Raw genomic sequence first — 26534 nt, 5'->3', positions numbered from 1 at the left:
AATGCTGACGATCTACTCAGACGATCACCACTTGCACCATGGCCGCTGCGAACTTATTGATGGCCAGCTCAAACCGTGCTTCGAGATGCCATCGCGTGCCGACCATGTGCTGCAACGCGTGCAGAAGCAAAACCTCGGTGCGGTCGAAGCGCCGAAGGATTTCGGCCTGGAACCGATCGCGCGCATTCACAGCCGCGACTATCTGGAATTTTTCAAGGGCGCCTGGGATCGCTGGACGGAGTTCAACACCGACGGCGATTTGCTGCCCTACACCTGGCCGGCGCGCACCCTGCGTGCGATAAAACCGACCAGCCTGCATGGTCAGCTCGGTTACTACAGCTTCGATGGCGGCGCGCCGATCACCGCCGGCACTTGGCAAGCGGCCTACAGCGCGGCGCAAGTGGCGCTTACCGCGCAAGCAGAAATCCAGCGTGGCGCACGCGCGGCCTTCGCCTTGTGCCGCCCACCGGGACATCACGCCGCCAGCGATTTGATGGGTGGTTATTGCTACCTCAACAACGCCGCCATCGCCGCGCAAGCGTTCCTCGATCAGGGCCACCAGAAAGTCGCCATCCTCGACGTCGATTACCACCACGGCAACGGCACTCAGTCGATTTTCTACGAGCGCAGCGACGTACTCTTCACCTCGATCCACGGCCATCCGGAAGCGGAATTTCCGTTCTTTCTCGGCTATGACGATGAGCGTGGCGAAGGTGCCGGTGAAGGTTTCAACTTCAACTATCCGCTGCCGGCCGGCTCCGGCTGGGATGTGTGGAGCGCGGCGCTGGACCAGGCCTGCGACGAAATTGACCGCTACGGCGCGGACATCATCGTCGTCTCGCTCGGTGTCGACACATTCAAGGACGACCCGATCTCGCAGTTCAAACTCGACAGCCCGGATTACCTGGCCATGGGCAAACGCATCGCTGCCCTCGGCAAGCCGACCCTGTTCGTCATGGAAGGTGGCTACGCGGTAGAAGAAATCGGCATCAACGCAGTGAACGTGCTGGAAGGTTTTGAACAATGAAAAAGCGACTGATCGCCTCGGCGCTGTGCGCGGCCCTGCTGAGCGTTGGCGCCCACGCCGAAGAACGCACGCTGCGCGTCTATAACTGGTTCGACTACATCACGCCCAAGGCCCTGGAAGACTTCAAGGCACAGAACAGCCAGACCAAACTGATCTACGACATCTTCGACACCAACGAAGCACTCGAGGCCAAGCTGCTCACCGGCAATTCCGGCTATGACGTGGTGGTGCCGTCCAACGTGTTCCTCGCCAAACAGATCGAGGCCGGGGTATTTCAGCCGCTGGATCGCAGCAAGCTGCCGAACTGGAATCACCTCGATCCGAAACTGATGAAACTGATCGAGGCCAATGACCCGGGCAATAAATTTGCCGTGCCATACATGTACGGCACCATCCTGATCGGCTTCAACCCCGCCAGGATCAAAGCAGCTCTGGGCGACAACGCGCCGGTGGACAGTTGGGACCTGATCTTCAAGGAAGAGAACATCAGCAAGCTCAAGCAGTGCGGCGTCGCCCTGCTCGACTCACCGTCGGAGATTCTGCCGCTGGTCCTGCAACATCTGGGCCTCGACCCCAACAGCAAAAACCCGGCCGATTACGCCAGGGCTGAAGCGTTGCTGATGAAGATCCGCCCTTATGTGACGTACTTTCATTCCTCCAAGTACATGGCTGACATTGCCAACGGCGACATCTGCGTGGCTGTCGGTTATTCCGGCAGCTTCTCGCAAGCGGCCAACCGCGCCAAGGAAGCGAAAAACGGTGTCGTGGTCGACATGCGCCTGCCGAAGGAAGGCGCACCGATCTGGTTCGACATGCTCGCCATTCCCAAAGGCGCGAAAAACACCGAGGACGCCTACACCTTCATCAACTATCTGCTGCAACCTGCGGTGATCGCCCCGGTCAGCGATTTTGTCGGCTACCCCAACCCGAACAAGGACGCCACCGGCCTGGTCGATCCGGCCATTCGCAACAACCCGAACCTGTACCCGACCGATGCGGCAATGAGCACGCTCTACACCTTGCAACCGCTGCCGCGGGACGCCGAACGCGCGCGGACGCGGGCCTGGACCAAAATCAAATCGGGGACGTGAAACCACGGCCTCGCAATTTGATACTCATCCAGCCTGCGAGGCGTTGTCGGCTCATCCCTGCCACGCCTGTCGCAGCCGGGCCAGTGCCGCTTTGATCGCCGCCTCCGGCACGGCGGCGAAACCCAGCACCAGCCCGGCACGCTGCTGCATGGGCGTGGTCGAGTCGGGTAACCAGTATGTGCTCAGGCCGTTGATCTCGACGTCGACGGCAGCAGCCTGAGCGATCAACTGTTGCTCGCGCTCGATGCTGTCCACGGCCACGGTCAGGTGTAGCCCGGCAGGAACGGCGGGCAATTGACCGACACCGGCGATCGCCGTCGGCCAGCCTTCGAGCAGGCAGTTGCGCCGGCTAAGCGCAGCCCGACGCATGCGGCGGATATGCCGCTGGAAATGCCCGGCCGCCATGAATTCGGCCATCACCGCTTGCGTGCTGACTTCCGAATGCCGCACGTCGACGGCACGGCGTTGCGAAAACGCTTCGACCAGCGCTGGCGGCAGTACCAGATAACCGAGGCGCAGCGCCGGGAACGCCACTTTGCCGAACGTACCGACGTAAAGCACCCGGCCCTGACGATCAAGTGCCGCCAACGGCGCCAACGGGGCGCCGGTGTAGCGGTACTCGCCGTCGTAGTCATCCTCGACGATCCAGCCGTCGACACGCTCGGCCCAGGCCAGCAATTCCAGACGCCGGGCCAGACTCATCACCACGCCAGTGGGGTATTGATGAGACGGCGTGACGTAGGCTACACGGCAGTCGCTGAGCTGAGCCATGGTGCTGCAATCGATGCCATCGCTGTCTACTGCCACGCCATGCAATTTTGCTCCCGCTACGGCGAAGGCATGTCCGGCGGCGCGATAGCCTGGATTTTCCATCGCCACACCGTTTCCAGGCTCGACCAGCAACTGTGCACAAAGGCTGATGCCCTGCTGCGCGCCACTGGTGATCACAATTTGCTCAGCCGTGCACTGCATGCCCCGCGAACTGCGCAAATAGGCAGCGATCATGCCGCGCAGTCGCGCATCACCGGCCGGGTCGCCGTAACACAGCTGCTGCAGATCCGGTTTGCGCCAGAAAGCCGCGCTCAGCTTGGCCCAGACCTCGAAAGGGAACAGATCGAACGCTGGCACACCTACCCGAAAAGCTCGCGGCGGACCGCTTGGCGGTTGAGCCATATGATGCTTTTCGATACGGGAAAGTCCACCGTTGTGGATAACTCTGCTGGATGGATTTACAGGTAAATCCAGCCAATTTGTGGATAAAGCTGTGGGTAAGCCTGTTGACAAGCCTGTGGATGAATTTGTGGATAGTTTTTTCTTCGGGGTTGATGCCTGAGCCAATTGTGCGACGTAGGTTCCGTCACCCACGCGCCCTTCGATGAACCCCTCGGCATACAACTGATCGTAGGCGCGCACCACACTGTTACGAGAAATTCCCAGGGCTGATGCCAGATCGCGGCTGGCCGGTAGTCGCGTGCCACTGGCCAGACGCCCATCAAGCACCCGCAAGCGCAACGCCTGGTAGAGCTGGCGGCTCAGGCCCAGTCGGCGATCAAGCTCGATCCCGGCAGGATTGAAAGGCATCGACAGTGGCGGCAGATCAGGCATGGAAAATGGACCTATCAAATGGCTCGGCAATGGCTCTTACAACAGACCAATAGCCTGCCTAGGATGCAGGCATTCGCCAAGGAAAATCTGTCCATGTACACACCACGCGCCTTTGCCATCGAAGACTTGTCCCAACTGCACGAACTGATCCTGGCCACTCGCCTGGCCATTTTGGTCAGCCACGGTGAGAACGGGTTGCAAGCCAGCCATGTGCCGGTGCTGCTGCATCGCGAACAGGGCGAGTACGGCACGCTCTACGGCCATCTGGCCAAGGCCAATGCGCAGTGGAAAGACCTGCGCGACGGCGCCGAGGCGATGCTGATCTTCGCCGGCCCGGATGCCTATGTCAGCCCGAGCTTCTACCCGGGCAAAGCCGAACACGGCAAAGTCGTGCCGACCTGGAACTACATCGCTGTCCACGCCTACGGCCCCGCCGAAACCTTTAGCGATGGCGGGCGTCTGCTCGACATCGTCAGCACTCTCACTGACCGCCACGAAGCGGGCCGCGCCCAGCCGTGGTCGGTCGACGATGCGCCGGCCGATTACATCGATGGCATGCTCAAAGCCATCGTCGGTTTTGCCATTCCCATCGACCGCCTCGAAGGCAAACGCAAGCTCAGCCAGAACCGCAGCGCCGAAGACATTGCCGGGGTACGCGAAGGCCTCGTCGCCAGCCCTGACGCCAACGATCAAACCCTCGCCCGCTTGATGCGTTAAGGAAAACCGTATGACCCAGATCGATATCCGCCCGGTCAGCGCCGATGACCACGCCGCCTGGCTGCCGCTGTGGCAGGCCTACCTGCGCTTTTACAACACCGAACTGCCAGACGCCGTCACCCAGAGCACTTGGCAGCGCATTCTCGATCCGAACGAGCCGACTCACGCGGCCCTTGCCTGGGCCGATGGCAAAGCGTTGGGCATGGTGCATTACATCTATCACCGCTCGAACTGGAGCATTGAAAACTCCTGCTATCTGCAGGATCTGCTGGTAGTGCCCGAGTCACGCGGCACCGGCGTCGGTCGGCTGTTGATCGAGCACGTCTACGCTACCGCCAAGGCCGATGGTTGCTGCAAAGTCCACTGGCTGACCCACGAAACCAATGCCACGGCGATCCAGCTCTATGAGCGTATTGCCGAACGTCCAGGTTTCATCCAGTTTCGTAAAGCCCTTTAAGGAGACGCGCACATGAGCGCTTCACTCGCTGACTGGAAAGGCGCCCCCGCCCCCTCCGCCACCCTGCTCGAAGGCCGCTTCATTCGCCTGGAAAAACTCGACCCCGCGCGGCATGCCGAGCAACTGTACGCCGCACTTGAAGGCCCCGGTGCCGATCCGAAACTCTGGGATTATCTGCCTTACGGTCCGTTCCGCGAGCGCAGTGCATTCAACGACTGGCTGAACAATCATGCGGCCAACAGCGACCCGTATTTTTTCAGCGTCATCGACCGTGCGACCGATCAGGTGCAGGGCATCCTCAGCCTGATGTCGATCGTTCCGGCGCAGGGCCGCATCGAAATCGGCCACGTCACCTTTGGCGCGCCAATGCAGCGCTCGCCGAAAAGCACCGAGGCGGTGTACCTGCTGGCCAAGTATTCGTTCGAGCTGGGTTACCGGCGCCTGGAATGGAAGTGCAATAACGGCAACGCCCGCTCCAAATACGCGGCCGAGCGCTTGGGCTTCAGCTTTGAAGGGGTTTTTCGCCAGCACATGGTGGTCAAGGGGCAGAACCGCGATACCGCGTGGTATTCGATTCTGGATGCGGAATGGCCGGCGATTGGTGCCGGGTTCGAGCGCTGGTTGAGCGATGAAAACCAGACGCCTGGCGGCCAACTCAAAAGCTTGGCCGAATGCCGTAGCTGCACCTGACAGTACTTCAATGTGGGAGCGGGCTTGCTCGCGAAGGCAATGTGTCAGTCACTGCAAACGGTGACTGAGCAGCCGCTTTCGCGAGCAAGCCCGCTCCCACATTCTGGATTGGAGTGGCTCAGCTACCGAGTTTCTGCGCCAGCACCGCAATATGCTCCGGCCCGATCCCGCAGCAGCCGCCCAAATGACTGGCGCCCCGCTGTCGCCAGTCCAGCGCCCAGTGCAGATACCCCGGCGGATCGAGATCGTCACGCAACGGGTCGAGCCCGTCGTTGGCCGTGGCTTCCTTCGGTTGCGGTGGAAACGCATTGGCATACGCGCCGATATTGATCGTCACACCGAGACGCTCGAACGTTACGCGCGCCGCGTCGATGGCGGCGCCAATCACTTCAGGCTGGCTGCAGTTGAACAGCAAGGTCGCGACGCCCAGTTCAGCCGCCACCGCAGCCGCTTCGGTCACCGGCTCGCCGGAGCGCAGGCGCGGCACTTCATCGGTGTCTTCATCCTTGAGAGTGAACGACAGCCAGAACGGTTTGCCATCCTTCGGCAGCCCCGCGTGAATGGCGCGTGCCTCGACGATCGAGCTCTGGGTTTCGGCCAGCCAGAGATCAACGTGCGGAGCCAGTCCGTTGACCAGCGGCGTCAGCAACTCGCTCACACGATCCGTTTCGAAGAGGTCCGGACGGTAGGAGCCGAACAGCGGCGGCAACGAACCGGCAACACGCACCGGTTTGCCGGATGCCAGCACCGCCCGCTGCGCCAACTCCCCCGCCAATGCCGCAAGCGCTTGGCCTTCAGTTGCAAACCGCGCCTCGCCAATGTGGAACGGCACCACTGCGTAGCTGTTGCTGGTGATCACGTTAGCGCCACTGGCGATGTAAGCGGCGTGTACCGCCTCGACCGCTTGCGGTGCTTCGCTCAGCGCCAGGGCCGACCACTCGGGCTGGCGAAACGGCGCGCCGGCGCGTTGCAATTCACGGCCCATGCCGCCATCGAGAATGACCGTTGCTGCTGCGCTCATATGCTATTCACTCATATGCTTATGAAAATAACTCACTATCGGAGCCGTTCTTATAACTATTTAATACGCACCAATCGGTTAATAACAACCTCTTTTTTTCAGCAGGAAGCAACTGTGAAATTCCAACCGCTATTGGCCCTGGGCCTGACCATTCTGGCCTCCAGCCAAGCCTTCGGCGGCGCGACGCTGGACCGTGTCGAGCAGAAGAAAGAACTGGTTGGCGTGCTGATGGAAAGCTATCCGCCGTTCTCGTTTCTCAATGAGCAGAATCAACTCGACGGTTTCGACGTTGACGTTGCCAAAGCCGTGGCGGACAAGCTTGGCGTCAAACTTCGTCTCGAAACCCCGTCCTGGGACGTGATCGCCGCCGGCCGCTGGAGCGGGCGCTACGACATCTGCATCTGCTCGATGACGCCGAGCAAGGCCCGCGCCGAGGTGTTCGACTTTCCGGTCGAGTACTACGCTTCGCCGGCGGTGATTGTGGTCAACGCCAAGGACGATCGCATCCACAGCGCCAAGGATCTGAGCGGCAAGAAAGTCGGCCTGACCAGCGCCTCCAGCTACGAAAGTTACCTGAACAAGAATCTGGTCATCGAAGGCGCCGAGGATACGCAGTTGCAATATCCGTTCGAGGATGTGCAGATCGCCCCGTATGACACCGACAACGTCGCCTTTCAGGATCTGGGCCTGGGGGCCGGCGTGCGCCTGGATGCGATCCTCACCAATCTGGTCACCGCGCAGCCGCGTCTGAGCCAGGACCCGCGCTTCAAACTGGCCGGCGAACCGCTGTACTCGGAACCGAACTCAGTGGCCATCGAAAAAGGTGACTCGCAATGGGACGCCAAGGTGCGTGAGGTATTCGCCCAGCTGAAACAGGACGGCACCCTGAGCAAGCTGTCGCAGAAATGGATCGGCGCCGATATCAGCCAATGACTTCCTTTCCAACCCCGCCACAGCCACCGCAACCGGTGGCTGAAACACGCCTGCAAAAGCTTTTCGGATTCCGTACGCGCCTGTACCTGACGTGGGCGGCGCTGTTCTGCCTATTCGCCGGATTCTTTCTGAGCTTCGACCTGAAGTTCGCGATCATCCTCGACAAGCTACCCAACCTCGTTGGCCTGAAGCTGGCGCCCAACGGCTTCCTGCAAGGCGCAGCGCTGACGCTGTTTCTCTGCGCCTGCTCAATCATCGCCTCGTCGCTGCTGGGTTTCATCACCGCGCTGGCGCGCCTGTCGAACAGCGCCGTGGCGTTTGGCATCGCCAGTTTCTACACCTCGTTCTTTCGTGGCACGCCGCTGCTGATCCAGATCCTGCTGATCTACCTCGGCCTGCCGCAACTGGGCATCGTCCCCGGCGCCATCGTCGCCGGCATCATTGCCCTGTCGCTGAACTACGGCGCCTACCTGAGCGAAATCTTCCGCGCCGGGATCCTCGGCGTCGATCACGGCCAACGCGAAGCATCGCTGGCGCTGGGCCTGCGCGAAAGCGTGATTTTCTGGCGCATCACCCTGCCCCAGGCCATGCGCACGATCATTCCACCGACCACCAATCAGTTCATCTCGATGCTCAAGGACTCGTCGCTGATCTCGGTGATGGGCGTGTGGGAAGTGATGTTTCTCGCCCAGTCGTACGGCCGCTCAAGCTATCGCTACATCGAAATGCTCACCACGGCGGCGATCATCTACTGGCTGCTGTCGATCGGGCTGGAGTTGATTCAGGCAAGAATGGAGCGCCATTACGGCAAGGCGTACGTGCGGCGTGGCTGAACAGGCGCGAAGATTTCAAGCGTTGTCCCGGCGTATTCGCACAACGCCCGTTTTCATGCCAAATGGGCGGAACACCGCGTTCAGCGATTTCATTGTCTGATTACCGATCAATGCAGCGTGATGACAGTTTTGGTCATTAAACTGCAACAAAATGCAGACGGGAGCCGCTGGGGCTTCAATCGACGTAAAACCATGCAGATGGGGCACCGACGTATGTCGCTGTGACCCATATCGGCCGTAGGAAAAAGAACCGGCGATGCTGCGCAAAAGAATTGTTTGCGCAGCCTGATGAGAGTTTTTCTACAGAACGATCCGACGTCGCCTGCGCAGCATCAGGAACCGACCGACATCGCTTTGTTCAAGGCAGCAATAGAGTTGGGCCTTCCATACAAGGAGGTTGAACTCGATGCCTGCCCTACACAAATACCGCCCCCATCACCTCGCGTTGGCGATCGCGCTAACGATCGGATCTGCCGAGGCGTCCGTAGAACCGCAACCTGATACCCAGGTGCTCGTGGAAGTCAGCGAAGACAAAACCGCCAAGCCTCGAAAGAAGAAAACACCCACGCCGAAAGCGGATCCGGATGACTTGTTTGCGATCAAGGAATTCATCGGCCCGCTGGAGCACACTCCTCCGTCGCCCGGGCAGGCCGCTGACGCACTTTTGATCGATGCCGCACACGCGTCGGCTGCGATCGAGGATTTCAGTCCGGCATTTTATGAAGGGTTGGAATTTCCCGAGTTCGTGGTGGAGGAAACCGGCGATGAGGAATTCGATCTCGTTCATCCGTTTGAACGTGACATGTTTGCGATCACGACACATCGCTCTTTTGCCTCGAGCCCGCTCGAGAACATCGGCGGCGTTTCCCTGCAATTGGGCGATGGCGATGACTTGCTGGTCGTCAACAAGGGCGCCCGTTGGGACGGTCGCCTGGACGGTGGCGAAGGTGCGAACGGGCTGTTGTTCAATGCCGCAGAGGGCGGCGAGATCGGCGAAACGCGCAATTTCTCGGCCATGCGAATCGCACGTGGGCAGTGGACCCTGCGTCACGCTTTCGAGGGTGATGCTGACGTCAAAGCTGGCGCAGTGCTGCTCAACTACGCATCGATCAATGGTGTCGATGTCGACCCCGGAGCAGTGTTTGGCGGTCATGGCCACGTGACGGGCCTGTACGTTGCAGGAACACTGCTTGCCAGCCGGCAACACGGCTCTCCCCATATAAAAGGCGATCTGACGTTTAACCGGGACGCTGTGTTTTCTTACGGCGTGTCTGCCGACGGCGGATCAGATCCCGTTCATGTGCATGGCACTGCGAGACTGGAAGGTGCCCGTGTCGAGATTTACGGCGTACCGGGCGACTACGCTCGTACCAATGAGTATCGGCTGTTGTCTGCAAACGTCATTGATGGCGAGTTCGGTGCGATCACCACCAATCTGGCCTATATGAAGCCAACACTCTCCTATGAGCCAAACGCCGTGAAGCTGCACTACGTGCGCAACGCTGCGGGTTTCGCTGACCTTGGCCGAACGCGTAACGCTCGTTCGATTGCGCAAAGCATCGATAGTCCAAAGCCTCCCATGCCAGCTCCCGAGATCAGCACCAACAGTGCTGCCTCAGTGCAGTCGTCCAACACGGCCGTCGCCGCACTGCTGACCAGCGATAAAGCCACCGCCCCCATCGCGCTCGACCAACTCGCCGCCGGCAGCAATGCCAACCTCGCCAAAGCCACTCTGAGCAGCGTCACGCCGGTCAGTGCGAGCATGCTCTCGGCGATGCGGCAGCTGGACAACCATTCCGCCTCGACCTCCGGCTCGCGCAGTTCACCTCATCAGACCTCCGGCAGCGAAGACTCCGGGCGGCTGTGGATTCAGGCGCTGGGCCACGGCGGCAAGATTGACCGCGACGCCGACGGCCTCCTTCAACATGCCACTCAAGGGCTGGTCATGGGCGCTGACTGGCGACTCGACGAGCACTGGCATGTCGGCGTGCTCGGCGGCAAATCGCAGACGAACCTCGATGCCCGCCAGTACGACGGCGACCTCGATAGCTGGCATCTTGGCGCATACGCCGTGCGTCAAGACGGCCCGCTGTCTTTGCGCCTGGGCGCGACCTACGCCGGCCATGACGGCAGCAGCACACGGCGGGTAGCATTCAAGGGTTTCAGCGATCGTCTCAAGGGCAACTACGACGCCAATACTCAACAGGCGTTCGCCGAAGCCGGGTTTAACCTGGGCCGGGATAGCGTGACCCTCGAACCCTTCGCCAGCCTCGGCTATCAGCGTTATCAGCGCGACAGCTACAACGAAAAAGGCGGCGATGCGGCGCTGAAAATCTACGGCCAGACCCGCGACAATTTCAGCAGCACCTTTGGCCTGCGGCTTGCGCGGATCAATACGCTGGATAACGGCATGCATTTGACCCCACGGTTGAGTGCAGGCTGGAAACACACTTTCGGCGAAATCGACAGCGGCACCGGCCAGCAACTGCGCAACGGCGGCAAGCGTTTCGAAGTGAATGGCGCGACACTGGATCGGGACAGTCTGTCGCTGGATGCAGGGCTGGATCTTGGACTTTCGGCGGCGCACACACTGGGCGTGGGCTTAACGGGTGAGCTGGGCGACGACAGCCGAACGTATGGCGTGTCGGGTCAGTGGCGCATGGCGTTCTGATGGATTAAGCACGCCCCCTGAGGGAGCGAGCCTGCTCGCAAAAGCGGTGGATCGCTCGCAGATGATGTTGGCTGATCCGACGTATTCGCGAGCAGGCTCGCTCCCCCATGTGTGCCTGACAAGGTCGGGAAAAAACAGGCAAAAAAAAGGGGAGCACATGCCCCCCCGAGGTTTAAAGCGGTTGATCGCGGCTGTTATCTCAGCCTTCGATCTCGATCAGAATTTCACCCGGATTCACCCGGTCACCCTTGGCCACATGTATCGCGGCGACCTTGCCGGCAATCGCAGCCTGGACTTCGGTTTCCATCTTCATCGCTTCGGTGATCAATACAGCCTGGCCGGCCTTGACGGTGTCGCCCTCCTTGACCAGCACATCGACGATGTTGCCCGGCATAGTGGTGCTGACGTGGCCCGGCGCCGAGGCCTGCTTGCGTTTGCTGCTGCCACCGCCGACAAATTCATTGAGCGGTTCGAACACCACTTCTTCCGGCATGCCGTCGATGGACAGGTAGAAGTGGCGCTTGCCCTCGGCCTTGACGCCGACACCTGTGATGTCGACGCGGTAGGTTTCGCCATGGACGTCGATGACGAACTCGGTCGGTACGCCCTCACCGCCCGCCGAGGCCACAGCGCCGGCTTCCGGGATCGGCAACAGCACTTCCGGCGTAAGGGTGCCGGCAGCGCGCTCTTCGAGGAACTTGCGGCCGATGTCCGGAAACATGGCGAAAGTCAGCACGTCTTCTTCAGACTTGGCCAGAGCGCCGATATCGGCCCGCAGCTTGGTCATTTCCGGCTTGAGCAGATCGGCCGGGCGCACGTCGATGACGTCTTCGCTGCCGATCGCCTGACGCCGCAGTTTTTCATTGACCACGCCCGGTGCCTTGCCGTAGCCGCCCTGCAGATACAGCTTCACTTCGTTGGTGATGGTCTTGTAGCGCTCGCCGGCCAGCACGTTGAAGAACGCCTGGGTGCCGACGATCTGCGAGGTCGGCGTCACCAGCGGCGGGAAGCCGAGGTCTTCACGTACGCGCGGGATTTCTGCGAGCACTTCGCCCATGCGGTTGAGGGCGCCCTGCTCTTTCAACTGGTTGGCGAGGTTGGAAATCATCCCGCCCGGCACCTGGTTGACCTGCACACGAGTGTCGACGGCGGTGAATTCGCTTTCGAACTGGTGGTACTTCTTGCGCACGGCATAGAAGTACAGGCCGATTTCCTGGAGCAGTTCCAGATTCAGGCCGGTGTCGTACTCGGTGCCCTTGAGCGCAGCGACCATCGACTCGGTGCCCGGATGACTGGTGCCGGAGGCGAAGCTGGAGATCGCCGTATCAATGTGATCGGCACCGTTCTCGATTGCTTTGAGCTGGCACATGGCGGCCAGGCCAGCGGTGTCGTGGGAGTGGATGAACACCGGCAGCGATTGCTCGGCTTTCAACGCGCGCACCAGTTCACCGGTGGCGTATGGAGTCAGCAGACCGGCCATGTCCTTGATCGCGACCGAATCGCAACCCATGGATTCCATTTGCCTGGCCTGGGTAACGAAGGCGTCGATGGTGTGCACCGGGCTGGTGGTGTAGGCGATGGTGCCTTGCGCATGTTTGCCGGCAGCCTTCACCGCTTCGATGGCCACGCGCAGGTTACGCACATCGTTCATCGCATCGAAGATGCGGAACACGTCGATGCCATTTTCTGCGGCTTTGACGACGAAGGCCTGAACCACGTCGTCGCTGTAATGGCGATAACCGAGCAGGTTCTGCCCGCGCAAAAGCATTTGCAGACGGGTGTTGGGCAGCGCAGCACGCAGTTGGCGCAGGCGCTCCCACGGGTCTTCTTTGAGGAAGCGCACGCAGGCGTCGAAGGTCGCTCCGCCCCAGCATTCCAGCGACCAGTAGCCGACCTTGTCGAGCTTGTCGCAGATCGGCAGCATGTCTTCGGTGCGCATGCGAGTGGCGAGCAGCGATTGATGAGCGTCGCGCAGGATGGTGTCTGTTACGAAAATCTTCTTGCTCATTCTTGTATTCCTCACAGGCCTGCGTGGGCGGCGATGGCGGCGGCGATGGCCAGGGCCAGCTCTTCGGGTTTGCGCTTGATCGAGTAGTTGGTCAGTTCCGGGTGGCTTTCAACGAAGCTGGTATTGAACTGGCCGCTACGAAATTCCGGGTTGCGCAGAATTTCCTGGTAGTACGCGGCGGTAGTCTTCACGCCCTGCAGACGCATGTCGTCCAGCGCGCGCAAGCCACGGTCCATCGCCTCTTCCCAGGTCAGCGCCCAGACCACCAGCTTCAGGCACATCGAGTCGTAGAACGGTGGAATGGTGTAGCCGGTGTAGATCGCCGTGTCGGTGCGCACGCCCGGGCCGCCGGGGGCGTAGTAACGGGTGATCTTGCCGAAGCTCGGCAGGAAGTTGTTTTTCGGGTCTTCGGCATTGATTCGGAACTGCAACGCGAAGCCACGGTGCTGAATGTCTTCCTGCTTCACCGACAATGGCAGGCCGGAAGCGATGCGAATCTGTTCGCGGACGATATCGATGCCGGTGATTTCTTCGGTGATGGTGTGTTCCACCTGCACGCGAGTGTTCATCTCCATGAAGTACACCTCGCCCTCGGCGAGCAGGAACTCTACGGTACCGGCGTTCTCGTACCCCACCGCCTTGGCCGCACGCACCGACAGGTCGCCGATGTAGGCGCGCTGCTCCGGGGTGAGCTGCGGACTCGGCGCGATCTCGATCAGCTTCTGGTTGCGGCGCTGGATCGAGCAGTCACGCTCGAACAGGTGCACGACGTTGCCAAAACTGTCACCGAGAATCTGTGCTTCGATGTGTTTGGGATTGACGATGCATTTTTCCAAGAACACTTCCGCCGAACCGAACGCCTTGGTGGCTTCGGAGATGACACGGGGGAAGTTCTGTTCGAGTTCTTCGCGGCTGTTGCAGCGACGGATACCGCGGCCGCCGCCACCAGAGGTGGCCTTGAGCATCACCGGGTAACCGATGCGGTCGCCTTCGACCAAGGCTTCTTCGATGCCGCAGACATTGCCCTCGGTACCGGGCGTCACCGGTACGCCGGCTTTGATCATGCTGCGCCGCGCTTCGGTCTTGTCGCCCATGCGCCGGATGACTTCCGCCGACGGGCCGATGAACTTGATACCGCGCTCGGCGCAGATTTCCGCCAGCTCGGCGTTTTCCGACAGGAAACCGTAGCCGGGGTGCAGTGCATCGCAGCCGGTTTCCACTGCAAGATTCACCAGCTTGCGCGGATTGAGGTAGCCGGCCAGTGGCTCGGCTCCGACGCTGTGGGCCTCGTCCGCACGCTTCACATGCAAGGCATGGCGATCGGCATCAGAGAAAATCGCAACCGAGCGAATGCCCATTTCGGCGCAGGCTCGTACGATTCGTACGGCGATCTCACCACGGTTGGCGATCAGGATCTTTTTTATCACTTGGAGGTTCCCTTGAGCCGGTGGCACCACGACCTGCTAGACCCAGGTCGACGCGTGACCAAATGTTTCAATTCAGTCGCAAGCCCACACTAGCGCCGCCAAGGGATTAACAAAAATGAATAAAAATTGGGACAGGCATAAGTAAACACTTATAGTCAGAACATTCACTCGCCAACCGAGCCCCACTGATATGCGTAAGTCCTTGATGCGTATGACATTGCGTCAACTGCAAATCTTCAATGAGGTGTGCGATCTACGCTCCTACAGCCGCGCCGCTGAGGAAATGTCCCTTACGCAACCGGCCGTCAGCCTACAGATTCGTCAGCTTGAAGAGTTGATTGGCCAGCCGCTTTTCGACTACGTCGGTAAAAAACTCTACATGACCGAGGCGGCAGAAGCGCTTCAACGCGCCAGTCGGGACATTTTCGGACGGCTGGAAAACCTCGATATGCAGTTGTCGGACATGCAGGGTTCGCTGCAGGGCCAGCTGAAACTGGCAGTGGAATCCAGCGCCAAATATTTCGTGCCGCACCTGTTTGCCGCATTCAAACGCCAACACCCGGAAGTCAATTTACAGCTGACCGTGGTCAACCGTGGTCAGGTCATCCGCCGTCTCTCGGACAACCGCGATGATCTGGTGATCATGTCGATGGTGCCGCAGGACATGGGCCTGGAATTTCTGCCGTTTCTCAATAATCCGATTGTCGCCGTGGCGCGCCCGGATCACCCGCTGGCGCACATGGGCTCGCTGCGCTTGCAGGATCTCGAGCCTTATACGCTGCTGATTCGCGAACCGGGCTCGGGTACGCGTCTGGCCTGCGAGGAATACTTCAAGGAAAAGCGCGTGCACTTCACCCAGACCCAGGAAGTGGCGTCCGCCGAAGCTCAGCGCGAGTGCGTGTTGGCGGGTCTGGGCCTGGCGTTGTTGACGCGCCACGCCCTGAACCTGGAGCTGGCGACCGGCGGCCTGGTCGAGCTGCCGGTCGAAGAGTTGCCGCTGATGCGCAGCTGGTGCCTGGTGCAAGCCAAAGCCAAGCGGCTGTCACCGGTGGCGCACGCCTTCCTGGCGTTTATCCGCAGCGAGCGGGCGCAGATTATTGCGTTGGTTGAGCGTTTCGACGGGAAGCTGCGGACGCTGCCTGCCAATGAGTGATCTCGGGGAAATCACCGATCTCGGCCTGAAGCTGGCGCAGTTCAAAGCGATCTTCAATTGCGCGGCGAAATTCCATGCGGCGCTGATCTTCCTGCTGACGACGGGTTTTCGCGGCGCTGTTGCGTTCTTCGTAAGGCTGAGCCATTTCGAGTCTCCCAAGGCGAGTACGGGAGTTTCAAGATAGGCGTGGGGGATGACGGTTTGATGAAAGTCGCCGTCAAAAAGCAAAAGATCGTCCGATCTTTTGATCTTAATCGTCCAGCGCTTTCACAGCCTTGGGCGACAAGCGCAGACTGCGCAGACTGCGCTTCACGCTCTTCAGGTGATTGACCAGACTCGGGCCACGCGCCATGGCCACGCCCATCGCCAGCACGTCGATCACCACCAGGTGGGCGATTCGCGAGGTCAGCGGCGTGTAAATCTCGGTGTCTTCGTGCACATCGATCGCCAGATTCACGGTCGACAGTTCGGCCAACGGCGTCTGGCTCGGGCAAAGGGTAATCAACGACGCACCACTCTCGCGAACGAGGTTAGCGGTGATCAGCAAATCCTTGGAGCGCCCCGACTGGGAAATACAGATCGCCACGTCGGTAGGCTTCAACGTCACCGCTGACATCGCCTGCATGTGCGGGTCGGAGTACGCCGCCGCAGTCAACAGCAAACGAAAGAACTTGTGCTGGGCATCCGCCGCCACCGCGCCGGAGGCACCAAAACCGTAGAACTCGACACGTTGCGCCTGCGACATCAGCGTCACCGCGCGCTGCAACTCCACCGGGTCGAGTTTCTCGCGTACCTCCATCAGGGTGTGCAGCGTGGTGTCGAAAATCTTCAGGCTGTAGTCGGCGACGGAATCATCTTCGTGGATCGCGAACTGGCCGAAGCTGGCGCCGGCGGCCAGGCTTTGCGCCAGTTTCAGTTTGAGATCCTGGAAGCCGGAACAACCGATGGCGCGGCAAAAGCGCACGATGGTCGGCTCGCTGATGCCGACGCTGTGAGCGAGGTCGGCCATGGAACTGTGCATCACCGCCGCAGGGTCAAGCAGCACGTGGTCGGCGACCTTGAGCTCCGACTTGCGTAACAGGTGACGTGACTGGGCGATGTGTTGCAGCAGATTCAAGGGGCTGGACTCTTCTTGTGGGCAAGGATGTAGCAAGCTTGTAGTTATACTACATGAATGGGCATTTTGCCTGCTCAAAGCGTAACTCCATGTCCCGGCATCAGGCACGCTTAGCTGCATGTAGCCCCTAGCGCAGATTTTCCTGATCACGTAAAAGCCCGGCCAGACAGGCAGCGTCCACCGGTCGGCTGATCAGATAACCCTGCACTTCGTCGCAGCGCTCCATGCGCAAAAATTCCAGCTGATCCTGGCGCTCGACGCCCTCGGCCACCACTTTCAGCGCCAGCCCGTGAGCCATGGCGATGATCGCGCGAGTGATCGCTGCGTCCGCACTGCCCTCGCTCAAGCCGCGAATGAACGCCTGATCGATCTTCACGTAATCCACCGGGATGCGCTTGAGGTAACTCAGCGAGGAATAACCGGTACCGAAATCATCGATCGCCAGCTTCACCCCCAGATCGCGCAGTTGCTGGAACGTCGCAATGATGTGTTCGACGCTGTCAAGCAGATGGCTTTCGGTCAGTTCCAGCTCCAGGCAGTGCGGCGCCAGCCCGGTTTCTTCCAGCACCTGCCGCACCAGGCTGACCAGTTTGCCCTGGCGCAGTTGATGCACCGACAGGTTGACCGACACGCGGATCGGCGCCAGCCCCTGGCGCTGCCATTCGCACGCCTGCCAGCACGCCTGGCGCAGGACGAATTCGCCGATCGGCCCGATCAGACCGGTCTCTTCGGCAAGGCCGATGAAATCTGCCGGCGGCACCTGGCCCATGCTCGGATGATCCCAACGCACCAGCGCTTCAGCAGCATTCAGACGACCGGTTTGCAGGCACAGTTTCGGTTGGTAGAACACCGTCAGTTGCTGTTCTTCGATGGCCCTGCGCAAATGGTTTTCCAGCTGCAAGCGCTCCAGAGTGCTGGCCTGCAGGCTCTCGGTGTAGAACTGGAAATTGTTGCCGCCCAGATGTTTGGCGTGCTGCATGGCCATGTTCGATTGGCTGACCAGTGCCGAGATTTCCCGCGCGTTGTCCGGCAACAGGCTGATGCCCATCGAAGCGCTGACCACCAGTTCATGCCCGTCGACACTGAGCGGCAAACGCAGCTTGGCTGACAACCGCGTCGCTACCCGTGCGAGGCTCGACAGGTTGCCGTAGGCATCGAACAGCACGGCAAACTCGTCTCCCGACAAGCGGGCAATGGTGTCGGCTTCCGGCAAGGCGTTGACCAGCCGCCGCGCCATCTTCTGCAGCAACTGATCGGCGACTTCATGGCCGAGGCTGTCATTGAGCAATTTGAAGCGATCCAGGTTGATGTGCAGCAACGCCAGACTGCGCCGCCCGCCCTGTCGCACTCGTTGATGCGCTTCGTGCAGGCGCTCGCGGAACAGCGAACGGTTGGCCAGACCAGTGAGCTCGTCGTAATGGGTCAGATAGCGCAGGCGTTCTTCTGACGCCCGCCGCGCCGAGAGATCGGCGAAGAAGCCAACGATATGGCTGACATTGCCGCGGCTGTCGCGCACCGCATTGAGCTGCAGCCACTGCGGATACAGCTCGCCGTTCTTGCGGGTTTCCACGAGTTCGCCCTGCCAACTGCCGTGCTGCTCCAGCGCCTGACGGATCGTCAGGTAGTGACGGCGAGCATCGCGACTGCACGGCAACTCGACGACGTTGCGCCCGAGCATGTCGTCGGTCTCGTAACCGGTGACACGACTGAAAGCCTGATTGATCGCAATCAGCGCGTAGTCCGGGTCGAGAATCACAATGCCTTCGCTGGCCGCTTCGAACACCGTCGCCGCCAGCCGCTGCTGTTCTTCGAGGCTTTTGCTGGCGCTGATGTCGCGGCGGGTGCCGACCATGCGGATCACCCGGCCGCTGGCGCTGCGCTCAACGGCTCGGCCACGGTCTTCGATCCACACCCAATGGCCATCACCGTGACGCAGGCGGTATTCGACCTGATAATCCTCGGTGCGCCCCTTGAGATGCTCGACCAGGGCGAACTTGAGCGACGGCACATCTTCGGGGTGCAGCCGCGGTTTGAGGTCGCGCAGCAGCGCCGTGACGTACTCCGGGGCGAGGCCGAACAGCTCCTGAATCTGCGTGTGATGGACTTCGTCGGTCTGCAGGTTCCAGTCCCACAAACCCAGCTCACTGGCCTTCAGCGCCAGCGCCAACCGCGCCTCGCTTTTGCTCAGGGCCTGATTGGCCGCATCCAGTTCGCGACTGCGCTGGGTGACGCGGTCTTCCAGATCGGCCTGCGCTTCACGCAACAGGGCCTCGGCGCAGCGGCGCTGCTCGATTTCTTTGCCAAGCGCCTGATTGAGCTGTTCACTACGCGTTTGCGCTTGCTGCAAGTGCTCGATCAGGTGCTGATTCTGGAAGCGCCGGAGCAATCCGCGATCAATGAGTCGGTTGACCTGCCACGCCACCACGCTCAGCGAACCGAGCAGGATCAAACCCAGCCAGCCCCAGCCCCGAGACTGCTCGTCGCCACCCCAGAACAGGTAGCCGATCGCTGGCAACAGACAGGGCAAGGTAAACGACAGGAACGCCGGCAGGCTCACCGCATAGGCGACACTGGCAGAGAGCGTTGCCGCACCGATCAGGCCGAATACCCAGGCTTGTTGAATGAAATTGTCGGCGGGCACCAGCGCAATGCCGGCACCGGCCAGGGTCAGGCCGGTCATGGTCGAACCGAGCAGGAACATGCGGAACCAGATCGGCTGGGCCTGGCGATCGGGAATCGCCGAATCGAACGCGGCCACCTGAATCACCCTCAACGCGACCAGCGACAGCAGCCACACCAGCCAGACGCTGACCACGAAGTAGCGCTGCGGGCTCCAGAGCAAAGCGGCGCAGACCAGACCGTTGATCAACATGAATAGCGTGGGCAGCAGCGAGCCCTGATACAGCAGACGCGTACGCTCGACCGCCATTTCGACGGCATAGTGCTTGCGGATTAGCCGGGGCTCCACTGAGGGGCCCGACAATTCGGCGCTGAGGGTCATGGGCAACGTTCTTGTTCTTATAAGGAGGGCGTGCGCCCGAAACGTGGACGGAGCATACACAAGCCGATCCCGTTGCCAAACTGCTGCCGATCACAATTGCCGGGAAATTTCCTGCCCATCGGGCCTGGTTGAAAGCCTTCAGGCGAGACGGGCCAAAGCCTGCAGTCAATGACCGACCGGTCGTCATCGGCAGCACTTTCATCGGCTAATGCAACGTGCGGTTTGCCCGGGCCTGCGGCGCACCCTAGAATGCGCCGATGCGCGATGATCTCTCCCTTCTGCTGAACTCCCTCAACGATGCCCAACGCCAGGCCGTAGCGGCCCCCGTTGGCCGTCAGTTGGTCCTGGCCGGCGCCGGTTCCGGTAAAACCCGAGTGCTGGTGCACCGTATCGCCTGGTTGATCCAGGTCGAAAACGCCTCGCCCCACTCCATCCTGTCGGTGACCTTCACCAACAAGGCCGCTGCCGAGATGCGCCACCGCATCGAGCAGTTGCTGGGCATCAACCCGGCCGGCATGTGGGTCGGCACCTTCCACGGCCTTGCGCACCGTTTGCTGCGGGCGCACTGGCAGGAAGCGGGGCTGAGCCAGACCTTCCAGATTCTCGACAGCGATGACCAGCAGCGGCTGGTCAAGCGGGTGATCCGCGAGCTCGGTCTGGACGAGCAACGCTGGCCGGCGCGTCAGGCGCAGTGGTTCATCAACGGGCAGAAAGACGAAGGTCTGCGGCCGCAACACATTCAGGCCAGCGGCGACTTGTTCCTGGCCACCATGCGCGGCATCTACGAAGCCTACGAGGCGGCATGCCTGCGTGCTGGCGTGATCGACTTCTCCGAACTGCTGCTGCGTGCCCTCGACCTGTGGCGCGACCACCCGGGCCTGCTGGCGCACTACCAAAAGCGCTTCCGGCATATTCTGGTCGACGAGTTCCAGGACACCAACGCCGTGCAGTACGCCTGGTTGCGCCTGCTGGGCAAGGGCGGCGACAGCCTGATGGTGGTCGGCGATGACGATCAGTCGATTTACGGCTGGCGTGGCGCGAAGATCGAGAACATCCATCAGTATTCTTCGGACTTTCCGGATTCCGAGACGATTCGTCTGGAGCAGAACTACCGCTCCACCGCCGGCATCCTCAAAGCCGCCAACGCGCTCATCGCCAATAACACCGGGCGTCTGGGCAAAGAGCTGTGGACCGACGGCGGCGACGGCGAAGCGATCAACCTGTATGCCGCTTTCAACGAGCACGACGAAGCGCGCTACGTGGTCGAAACCATTGAAAGCGCGCTGAAAACCGGTCTGGCCCGTAGCGATGTCGCGATTCTGTACCGCTCCAACGCCCAGTCGCGGGTGCTCGAAGAAGCCCTGCTGCGCGAGCGCATCCCTTACCGCATCTATGGCGGGCAGCGCTTCTTCGAGCGCGCGGAAATCAAAAAAGCCATGGCCTACCTGCGCTTGCTTGAAGGTCGCGGCAACGATGCGGCGCTGGAACGGGTGATCAACGTGCCGGCGCGCGGCATCGGTGAGAAAACTGTCGAAGCGATTCGCGAGCACGCCCGGCACAGCGATGTATCGATGTGGGAAGCGATGCGCCAACTGGTTGCCAACAAAGGCCTGACTGGCCGCGCGGCCAGCGCACTGGGTGCGTTTATCGAGCTGATCGAAAACCTTGCCGCCAAGTGCGCCGAAATGCCGCTGCACCTGATGACCCAGACCGTCATCGAGCAGTCCGGCCTGATCGCGTACCACGAAGCGGAAAAAGGCGAAAAAGGTCAGGCCCGGGTGGAAAACCTTGAGGAACTGGTCAGCGCCGCGCGCAACTTCGAAAACACCGAAGAGGACGAAGAGCTGACGCCACTGGCGGCATTCCTCGGCCACGCATCGCTGGAGGCCGGCGACACTCAGGCCGACGAGCATGAAGACAGCGTTCAGCTGATGACCCTGCACAGCGCCAAAGGTCTGGAATTCCCTTACGTGTTCCTGGTGGGCATGGAAGAAGGCCTGTTCCCGCACAAAATGAGCCTGGAAGAACCGGGGCGTCTTGAAGAGGAACGGCGTCTGGCCTATGTGGGTATCACCCGAGCGATGCAGAATCTGGTCATGACCTACGCGGAAACCCGGCGCCTGTACGGCAGCGAAACCTACAACAAGGTGTCGCGTTTCGTACGTGAAGTGCCGAAAGGCCTGATTCAGGAAGTGCGTCTGTCCAACAGCGTCAGCCGACCGTTCGGCGGCAACCAGTCGATGAGCGGCAGCAATCTGTTCAGCGGCAGCGAGATTCCGGAAACCGGTTTTGTGCTTGGTCAGGCTGTCCGTCACTCGATCTTCGGCGAAGGGGTGATCCTCAACTTCGAAGGTTCCGGCGCTCAGGCCCGGGTGCAGGTGAATTTCAGCGAAGGCAGCAAGTGGCTGATGCTCGGGTATGCCAAGCTGGAAGCCATCTGACGAGCTGCACTGAACCCCTGTGGGAGCGAGCCTGCTCGCGAAAGCGGTGCGTCATCAGGCATTCATTTGTCTGACACGACGCCTTCGCGAGCAGGCTCGCTCCCACAGGTTGTTCGGCGAACCGAGCACAATCCCTCTGAACCTATCGCCTTTTCCTACAGACAAAAGTACATCGGCTGATTGCCTCGCCAAGCTGAACGCGACCTGTCAGGCAAAAGCCCGAAACACTCTCTCGCTAGCCAGTAACACTTCAGCTGTGCAACATGGCGCGCGTGTCTCCACAAAACGGGAATACCCTTTATGAAACGTTTTCTTAGCATCGCCATGGCGTTGTGCATCGGCCTGACGATGAGCCTCGACGCCAACGCCAAGCGCTTTGGTGGTGGCAAAAGCGCCGGCGCTGCGCCGACGCACCAGACCAGCCAGATGGCTCCTTCTTCTCCAGGCGTGGGCGGTGCAGCAGCGACCGCTGGCGCTGCCGGTGCCGCTGGCGCTGCGGCCAAGGCCGGCGGTGCTTCGCGCTGGCTCGGCCCACTGGCGGGCATCGCCGCTGGTGGCCTGCTCGCGTCGATGTTCATGGGCGACGGCTTCCAGGGCATGCAGATCTTCGACATCCTGATCATGGCCCTGATCGCGTTCGTGATCTTCCGCTTCATCGCCGCCCGTCGTCGCAAGCAGCAGGAGCAATTTGCTCCGGCCGGCGCGCCGATGCAGCGTGAAGTGTTCGAACAGAAGCCTGCGGCCATGGGCTCGATCTTCGGTGGTTCGGCTGCTCCGGCTGCTGCCCGCCCGGTGATCAACGCTCCGGCCTGGTTCAACGAAGAGCGCTTCCTTGAAGCCGCACGCAGCCACTTCCAGTCGCTGCAGCAGCACTGGGATGCCAACGAAATGGACAAGATCGCCGAGTTCGTGACCCCGCAAATGCTTGATTTCCTCAAACGTGAGCGTGCGGACCTGGGCGACGGCTTCCAGTCGACCTACATCGACAACCTGCAAGTGCAGCTGGACGGCGTCGATGATCGCGCCGACAAGACCATCGCCACCCTGACCTTCACCGGCGTGTCGAAAACCTCGCGTTTCGATCAGGGCGAAGTGTTCAGCGAAAGCTGGAACATGGAGCGTCCACAGGGCGACAACCAGCCTTGGCTGGTCGCCGGTATCCGCCAGAACGGCTGATCCCTGCTGCGCTTCACTTGCGGTAACAGAACCCCGGCTTCGGCCGGGGTTTTTCATTTCACGGTTGCATCTATAGCGAGCTACTGTATAAACCGGCCCATATAAACCGCGCCATTCAAGCAAGAGGATCCCGGACGTGGAAGAAATCATCGAACAACTGCGCGAAGCCAATGAACCCGTGCCGGTTCCATTGGAATTGCCTGACGAAGACCTTCTGGTGGAAATCGAAGAACAACTGTTCATCGACATTCCATTTGTCTTCAGAGAATTTTTGCTGACTGTTAGCGATGTGGTCTATGGCAGCCTTGAACCCGTGACCGTCACCGATCCGCAATCGCACACCTACTTGCCTGATGTCGCCGCCAATGCATGGGATGCAGGGGTTGATCGCAGCTTGATTCCGATCTGTCAGGACGGCGATGACTATTACTGTGTCGAAGAAGACGGCACCGTCGTGCTTTGGCAGGCCGAAGAAGAATTGATTGCTGAAGAAACCTGGGAATCGGTGTGGCACTGGGCGCGGGACGTCTGGCTGGAAAGCTGATCCGCCAGAGGCCCCAGGGTGGTTAGTGCCCCGACGATTCCTTGTGATTGTCGAGGGTTTCCAGCAGCGCTACCTGCATGCGCGTGTGCACGCGGATGAACCAGCGCCAGAGCAACGCCGCTACGGCGGCCGCGACAACAGCAATCAGCATCAGCAGCTTGTTGGTCGGCAGGATACTGGCCGACAAGGCTGCCAGCAGCAGGAAAATCACCAGCAGCGAGAGAATCGGGATCACTTCGGCGATCACCCGGCGCACTCGCTGCGTGTGACGCCCGGCCATTTCCGGCTTGACGCCCATCTCTGCCAGCAGCATCGACAACGCCTTGAGCTTGCGATAGGCCGCAATCAGGAACGGCAGCGAGACCAGCAGCGCCCCACCCCAGATCAATGCCTTCTGCCAACTCGGATCGCCGATCCAGTCCTGCAGCCATAACGACATGCGCTCGGCGAAATAGGCGCCGGCAAAGAAGATCGCAATCACCAGCGCCAGATTGACCCCGACCTGCAACAGAATCCGCCGGATCATCGACGCCAGCATCGCGCCCTCGCCTTGCGGCTGAATGCTGCGCAGCCATTCGCCATACATGCCGAGCACCCGACCAAGACGCTTGGGCACTGCGGCCGAAAGCTTGATCGACAGCGGATCCGCGGCTCGGATCAAGTACGGCGTCAACAGCGTGGTGATTACCGACACGGCCACCGCGACCGGATAGAGGAAGTTGCTGGTCACCTGCAAGGTCATACCCAGCGCAGCGATGATGAAGGAAAATTCGCCGATCTGTGACAGGCCCATACCCACTCGCAGCGAGGTACGTCCGTCATTGCCGGCGATAAACGCACCAAGGCCGCAGGACAGCATCTTGCCGAGCACCACGGCCACGGTAATCACTGCGATCGGCCAAGCGTATTCGAGCAGGATCATCGGGTCGAGCATCAGCCCGATGGCGACGAAGAAGATCGCGCTGAACAGATCACGCACCGGTTCGACCAACCGTTCGATCTTCAGAAGTTGCCGCGACTCGGCCATGATTGCGCCGATGAGGAAAGCGCCAAGGACCATGCTGTATTCAAGTTTGACTACCAGCAGGCAGAAGCCGAAACACAGGCCCAGCACGGTGATCAGCAACATCTCGTTGCTGTCGAATCTGGCCACATAGGCCAGCAGACGCGGCACCAGCAGAATGCCGATGACCAGCGCGACGATCATGAACAGCGACAACTTGCCGACCGTGGAAAACACTTCCCCCGAACTCACCGTGCCACTGACGGCGATGCTCGACAGCAGCGCAATGATGCCGATGCCGAGGATGTCCTCGACAATCAGTACGCCGAAGATCAACTGCGCGAAGCGCTCGTTCTTCATCTTCAGATCGTTCAAGGCTTTGACGATGATGGTGGTTGAGGAAATCGCCAGAATCGCGCCGAGAAACAGCGAATCCATGGTGTTCCAGTCGAACCAGCGGCCGATTTCGTAACCGATCCAGATCATCAGGATGATTTCAAGAAACGCAGCAATGAACGCCGTCGCCCCTACCTTGAACAGCTTGCGCAGGCTGAATTCCAGGCCGAGGCAGAACATCAGGAAGATCACCCCCAGCTCGGCGAGGGTCTTGATGGTTTCTTCGTCGTGGATCAGGCCGAACGGTGGCGTATGCGGGCCGATGATGAACCCGGCAACGATGTAGCCGAGTACCACCGGCTGCTTGAAACGGTGAAAGAGCACGGTCACCACACCTGCGACCAACATGATCACTGCCAGATCCTGAATGAAGCTGATGGCATGCATGGTGTGGGCTCCTTGAATGACGAGGCCGCGGACAGACGTCAGAAGCGTCTGCGCAGGCAAGGTAAAAATCCGCTTTTGATGTAGGAATTGCCCTTAGACAGGGCTTTTGCAGGTTAACACCGCGATTTCTTTCTGAAAGGCGGTGCAATATAAGGAAACAGATCGAACCCGGCGTGACGGCGAGCCTGCGCCCGGCGTCCCGATAACGGTGCTTTCGAAAAGCGACCAGGCACCCGCAGAGGTGCTTTCAGCCATCCGCCTTGACCCGTGAGAACGTTATGGAACCCGGAAACGCCCAGCTGTCGATGACGGTACTGATGACCCCCGACATGGCCAATTTCTCTGGCAATGTCCACGGCGGCACGCTGCTCAAATACCTCGACGAAGTGGCCTACGCCTGCGCCAGCCGTTATGCCGGCCGCTACGTGGTGACCCTGTCGGTGGATCAGGTGATTTTCCGTGAGCCCATCCATGTCGGCGAACTGGTGACCTTCCTCGCGTCGGTCAACTACACCGGCAACACGTCGATGGAAGTCGGCATCAAAGTGGTCACCGAAAACATCCGCGAACGTTCGGTGCGCCACACCAACAGCTGTTTCTTCACCATGGTCGCGGTGGATGACCAGCGCAAGCCGGCCGCCGTGCCGCCGCTGCAACCGCAGAACAGCGAAGACAAGCGTCGTTTCATGCAGGCGCAGCAGCGACGACAGATTCGTCAGGAGCTGGAGAAGCGGTATCAGGAGATCAAGGGCGACGCCTGAGATTAAAAAGCAAAAGATCGCAGCCTTCGGCAACCTGCACTATGGAGTGCAAACCCATGTAGGAGCTGCCGAAGG

Annotated in this window: 21 protein-coding genes and 1 pseudogene; 13 read left to right on the top strand and 9 right to left on the bottom strand. The window is 60.5% G+C overall.

The genetic code is table 11. The features are described 5' to 3' along the window. The first annotated feature begins 1 nt into the window (after position 1). Together ACP7D9_RS01080 and ACP7D9_RS01075 are read left to right on the top strand one after the other, a co-directional pair. Positions 2 to 1027, top strand: a complete 1026-nt coding sequence (locus tag ACP7D9_RS01080; RefSeq protein ID WP_101161768.1) for a histone deacetylase family protein — start codon at positions 2 to 4, stop codon at positions 1025 to 1027. Further along, positions 1024 to 2118 carry a polyamine ABC transporter substrate-binding protein gene (locus tag ACP7D9_RS01075; RefSeq protein ID WP_426155140.1) on the top strand — a complete coding sequence of 365 codons (1095 nt, stop codon included), beginning with the start codon at positions 1024 to 1026 and terminating at the stop codon, positions 2116 to 2118. Before ACP7D9_RS01080 ends, ACP7D9_RS01075 begins: the two co-directional genes overlap by 4 nt. Before the next feature lie 51 nt (positions 2119 to 2169). Here the strand turns inward: ACP7D9_RS01075 and ACP7D9_RS01070 are convergent, their stop codons facing one another. After that, on the bottom strand, positions 2170 to 3723 hold the full coding sequence (locus ACP7D9_RS01070) for a PLP-dependent aminotransferase family protein (RefSeq protein WP_397478680.1): 1554 nt from the start codon (positions 3721 to 3723) through the stop codon (positions 2170 to 2172). 93 nt (positions 3724 to 3816) lie between these two features. Between ACP7D9_RS01070 and ACP7D9_RS01065 the strand changes: the two genes are divergently transcribed. From ACP7D9_RS01065 to ACP7D9_RS01055, 3 genes are read left to right on the top strand one after another with little or no spacing between them, the layout of a single operon-like run. Continuing rightward, complete coding sequence (locus ACP7D9_RS01065; RefSeq protein ID WP_426155138.1) at positions 3817 to 4440, top strand: FMN-binding negative transcriptional regulator; 624 nt, start codon at positions 3817 to 3819, stop codon at positions 4438 to 4440. 10 nt (positions 4441 to 4450) lie between these two features. Further along, positions 4451 to 4897, top strand: coding sequence for a GNAT family N-acetyltransferase (locus ACP7D9_RS01060; protein ID WP_101161776.1), 447 nt, complete (start codon positions 4451 to 4453; stop codon positions 4895 to 4897). A 12-nt stretch (positions 4898 to 4909) separates the two neighbouring features. Next, complete coding sequence (locus ACP7D9_RS01055; RefSeq protein ID WP_426155136.1) at positions 4910 to 5587, top strand: GNAT family N-acetyltransferase; 678 nt, start codon at positions 4910 to 4912, stop codon at positions 5585 to 5587. A 118-nt stretch (positions 5588 to 5705) separates the two neighbouring features. On the opposite strand, the gene ACP7D9_RS01050 is transcribed toward ACP7D9_RS01055, so the two are convergent. Beyond that, positions 5706 to 6608, bottom strand: coding sequence for a homocysteine S-methyltransferase family protein (locus ACP7D9_RS01050; RefSeq protein ID WP_426155134.1), 903 nt, complete (start codon positions 6606 to 6608; stop codon positions 5706 to 5708). A 114-nt stretch (positions 6609 to 6722) separates the two neighbouring features. On the opposite strand from ACP7D9_RS01050, the gene ACP7D9_RS01045 reads away from it, so the two are divergent. After that, positions 6723 to 7541 carry an ABC transporter substrate-binding protein gene (locus ACP7D9_RS01045; protein ID WP_426155132.1) on the top strand — a complete coding sequence of 273 codons (819 nt, stop codon included), beginning with the start codon at positions 6723 to 6725 and terminating at the stop codon, positions 7539 to 7541. Beyond that, the gene (locus ACP7D9_RS01040) at positions 7538 to 8374 is read left to right on the top strand and encodes an amino acid ABC transporter permease (RefSeq protein WP_123441880.1); all 837 of its coding nucleotides are present in this window, start codon (positions 7538 to 7540) and stop codon (positions 8372 to 8374) included. The genes ACP7D9_RS01045 and ACP7D9_RS01040 overlap by 4 nt, the downstream gene beginning before the upstream one ends. A gap of 15 nt (positions 8375 to 8389) precedes the next feature. Here ACP7D9_RS01040 and ACP7D9_RS01035 read toward each other — a convergent pair. Then, a pseudogene (locus tag ACP7D9_RS01035) lies at positions 8390 to 8479 on the bottom strand (transcriptional regulator); the annotation flags it as partial. Between the two features lie 301 nt (positions 8480 to 8780). On the opposite strand from ACP7D9_RS01035, the gene ACP7D9_RS01030 reads away from it, so the two are divergent. Next, positions 8781 to 11045 carry an autotransporter outer membrane beta-barrel domain-containing protein gene (locus tag ACP7D9_RS01030; protein ID WP_426155130.1) on the top strand — a complete coding sequence of 755 codons (2265 nt, stop codon included), beginning with the start codon at positions 8781 to 8783 and terminating at the stop codon, positions 11043 to 11045. 199 nt (positions 11046 to 11244) lie between these two features. Here the strand turns inward: ACP7D9_RS01030 and oadA are convergent, their stop codons facing one another. Beyond that, complete coding sequence (oadA, locus tag ACP7D9_RS01025) at positions 11245 to 13053, bottom strand: sodium-extruding oxaloacetate decarboxylase subunit alpha (protein WP_397478685.1); 1809 nt, start codon at positions 13051 to 13053, stop codon at positions 11245 to 11247. Positions 13054 to 13064: 11 nt separating this feature from the next. After that, the gene (locus ACP7D9_RS01020; RefSeq protein ID WP_101159832.1) at positions 13065 to 14480 is read right to left on the bottom strand and encodes an acetyl-CoA carboxylase biotin carboxylase subunit; all 1416 of its coding nucleotides are present in this window, start codon (positions 14478 to 14480) and stop codon (positions 13065 to 13067) included. 190 nt (positions 14481 to 14670) lie between these two features. Between ACP7D9_RS01020 and ACP7D9_RS01015 the strand changes: the two genes are divergently transcribed. Beyond that, positions 14671 to 15633, top strand: coding sequence for a LysR family transcriptional regulator (locus ACP7D9_RS01015; protein WP_313000118.1), 963 nt, complete (start codon positions 14671 to 14673; stop codon positions 15631 to 15633). On the opposite strand, the gene ACP7D9_RS01010 is transcribed toward ACP7D9_RS01015, so the two are convergent. The 3 genes from ACP7D9_RS01010 to ACP7D9_RS01000 form a co-directional block, all read right to left on the bottom strand. Then, the gene (locus tag ACP7D9_RS01010; protein WP_313000120.1) at positions 15575 to 15778 is read right to left on the bottom strand and encodes a PA3496 family putative envelope integrity protein; all 204 of its coding nucleotides are present in this window, start codon (positions 15776 to 15778) and stop codon (positions 15575 to 15577) included. The genes ACP7D9_RS01015 and ACP7D9_RS01010 overlap by 59 nt on opposite strands. Positions 15779 to 15883: 105 nt before the next feature. Next, a complete protein-coding gene (gene hexR, locus ACP7D9_RS01005) occupies positions 15884 to 16750 on the bottom strand; it encodes a transcriptional regulator HexR (protein ID WP_007962240.1) in 867 nt (288 codons plus the stop codon). Positions 16751 to 16877: 127 nt separating this feature from the next. Then, on the bottom strand, positions 16878 to 19751 hold the full coding sequence (locus ACP7D9_RS01000; RefSeq protein WP_426155126.1) for a putative bifunctional diguanylate cyclase/phosphodiesterase: 2874 nt from the start codon (positions 19749 to 19751) through the stop codon (positions 16878 to 16880). A 257-nt stretch (positions 19752 to 20008) separates the two neighbouring features. Between ACP7D9_RS01000 and uvrD the strand changes: the two genes are divergently transcribed. From uvrD to ACP7D9_RS00985, 3 genes are all read left to right on the top strand, one after another. Further along, complete coding sequence (gene uvrD, locus ACP7D9_RS00995; protein ID WP_426155124.1) at positions 20009 to 22192, top strand: DNA helicase II; 2184 nt, start codon at positions 20009 to 20011, stop codon at positions 22190 to 22192. A 300-nt stretch (positions 22193 to 22492) separates the two neighbouring features. After that, a complete protein-coding gene (locus ACP7D9_RS00990; protein WP_101159827.1) occupies positions 22493 to 23368 on the top strand; it encodes a Tim44 domain-containing protein in 876 nt (291 codons plus the stop codon). A gap of 136 nt (positions 23369 to 23504) precedes the next feature. Next, a complete protein-coding gene (locus tag ACP7D9_RS00985; protein WP_003187120.1) occupies positions 23505 to 23912 on the top strand; it encodes an SMI1/KNR4 family protein in 408 nt (135 codons plus the stop codon). Between the two features lie 22 nt (positions 23913 to 23934). On the opposite strand, the gene ACP7D9_RS00980 is transcribed toward ACP7D9_RS00985, so the two are convergent. Next, positions 23935 to 25698, bottom strand: coding sequence for a cation:proton antiporter (locus ACP7D9_RS00980; protein ID WP_426155121.1), 1764 nt, complete (start codon positions 25696 to 25698; stop codon positions 23935 to 23937). 278 nt (positions 25699 to 25976) lie between these two features. On the opposite strand from ACP7D9_RS00980, the gene ACP7D9_RS00975 reads away from it, so the two are divergent. Next, on the top strand, positions 25977 to 26459 hold the full coding sequence (locus ACP7D9_RS00975; RefSeq protein ID WP_016772447.1) for an acyl-CoA thioesterase: 483 nt from the start codon (positions 25977 to 25979) through the stop codon (positions 26457 to 26459). The last annotated feature ends 75 nt before the right edge of the window (positions 26460 to 26534 follow it).

The organism is Pseudomonas sp. TSRC2-2 (assembly GCF_049897785.1).
GTDB lineage: Bacteria > Pseudomonadota > Gammaproteobacteria > Pseudomonadales > Pseudomonadaceae > Aquipseudomonas.
This window is presented reverse-complemented; position numbering and strand designations above follow the sequence as displayed.